This is a genomic window from Dietzia sp. SLG310A2-38A2, from assembly GCF_014145095.1.
GTDB lineage: Bacteria > Actinomycetota > Actinomycetes > Mycobacteriales > Mycobacteriaceae > Dietzia.
In genome coordinates, this window is sequence record NZ_JAALDX010000396.1 from 1 (window position 1) to 1,590 (window position 1,590).

A 1,590-nucleotide genomic window follows, 5' to 3' on the forward strand; every position below is an offset into this window, starting at 1 on the left:
TCACCGAGCTGGCGTCCGCCCTGGAGATCGGTGGACCCGGGACCGCGCGGGGGCCGGCCGGGGTGGTGCTGGACAGACGACGCGGGTGGTGACGCACCAGCCCGCCGAGCTGTCCAGCGACCAGCCCACCGGGCAGCGCATCGGGCATCGCCCCGGGCATCGCCCCGGGCAGCCCATCGAGCAGCCCATCGAGAAGAGTGTTTCGACCGCATCGCCCGAGTGGAAATGTGCGAAACGCTCTTTTCGATGAGGTGAGGCGGGGCGAGGCGGGGCCGGGCGAGGCCAAGCGACCTCAGGCGATGTCGGGGGTGGTCATCAGGCGCTCGACGTCGTCGACCAGGTCGCGCCACTCGCCGGCCTCGTCGTCGAACGGCGCACTGGGCTCGAGCAGCCTGGCGTCGTCCGGGTTGAGGACGTAGTGCAGGAACCGCCGCAACGAGGTCCCGCGGCCTGTCACCGCGGCCTCGAGGTCGGAGTCGCCTACGTAGTTCGCGAGGTCGGTGACCAGTTCCACCGCCAGTCCGAGTTGGTCGGAGTCGACCATCCCGGGGCCGACCTCGATGTCGCGGTCGAGGCCGGCGAGGACGTAGGTGTTGTCCTCGGTCACGTGGATGTCCAGACTGCCGTCGGTCGCGGCGATCTTGACGCGATCGTAGGTCGCCACGTGGCTGAGCGTCTCGTCGTCGTTGTCCGCCAGGTACCGGGACAGGCCGCGGGCGCTGGTGAACACATACGCCTGGTCGCCGTCGCCGAGGAACACCGGCTGATCGCCGAGATAGCAACGCAGGCTCAGGTACTCCTGATCGGCGAAGATGATCTTCACGGGGTCGATCCCGACCGTCTCCCAGAGAGAACCCTCCGGATATCCGGTGGGAGCGGCCTCGGGCTCGGGTACAGGCTCGGGGAGCGCGGCCTCAGCGGCCTCCAGGTCCGTCCGGGCGCGCTCGACCTCGGCGCGCGGGACCTCGGGCGTGGTCATGACGTCCTGGATCGCGTCGAGCACGTCGTCCCAGCCCTTGGCTACGGTCTTGCGGATGGACTTCCACAGCTTCAACCCGTCCCGCCCATAGAACTCGTCCATCCCGCGGGTGACGGCGGCCAGGATCGGGTTGCCGTTGAAGAACTTGGTGACGGTGTCCAGCTCGCACACCTCGCCGATCGAGCGGGCGATGGTGAAGGACTGGTCGATCTCGTCGACCGATGACTCCGTGGGGTTCTCACCGAGGAGCTCGAGGACGCCGACGAGGTCGTAGCAGTTCTCGTCCGCGGCGCGGAACGCCAGCACGTCGGACGCCGCGAACTCGTCCCAGGACGGGTGGTCCTGGAGGTCGTGCTGCGCGCCGCTCCGGACGAGGGCCAGTAGTTCGGCGGTCGAGTCGAAGGCGTAGAGGTCCTCGTCGAGGCCGAGGAACGCCTCCCAGTCGTCGTTGTCCTCCCGCCAACTGGGTGCCCAGAGGGTCGTGACGTCTCCCTCAGGGAGACCGAGCTCGATCGGGACTATGTCCTTGGCCATGCCGGTCAGCATATCCACGGCCCCTCAGCCGGTGCCACGGCCCGCCGACAGGACGCCGGCTGAGTCGCCTCCGGCGG

At 68.9% G+C, this 1,590-nt stretch carries 1 protein-coding gene; it reads right to left on the bottom strand.

Features of this window, described 5'->3' with window-relative positions:
- Positions 1-292: 292 nt before the first annotated feature.
- Entirely contained in the window at positions 293-1,513 is a 1,221-nt protein-coding gene (locus G6027_RS13720; RefSeq protein WP_182637657.1) for a primosomal protein, read from the bottom strand.
- Positions 1,514-1,590 lie beyond the last annotated feature (77 nt).

What these genes read in the sequence shown, in the direction of transcription:
- G6027_RS13720 (WP_182637657.1), bottom strand. Translation starts at nt 1,513, where the DNA reads ATGGCCAAGGACATAGTCCCGATCGAGCTCGGTCTCCCTGAGGGAGAC.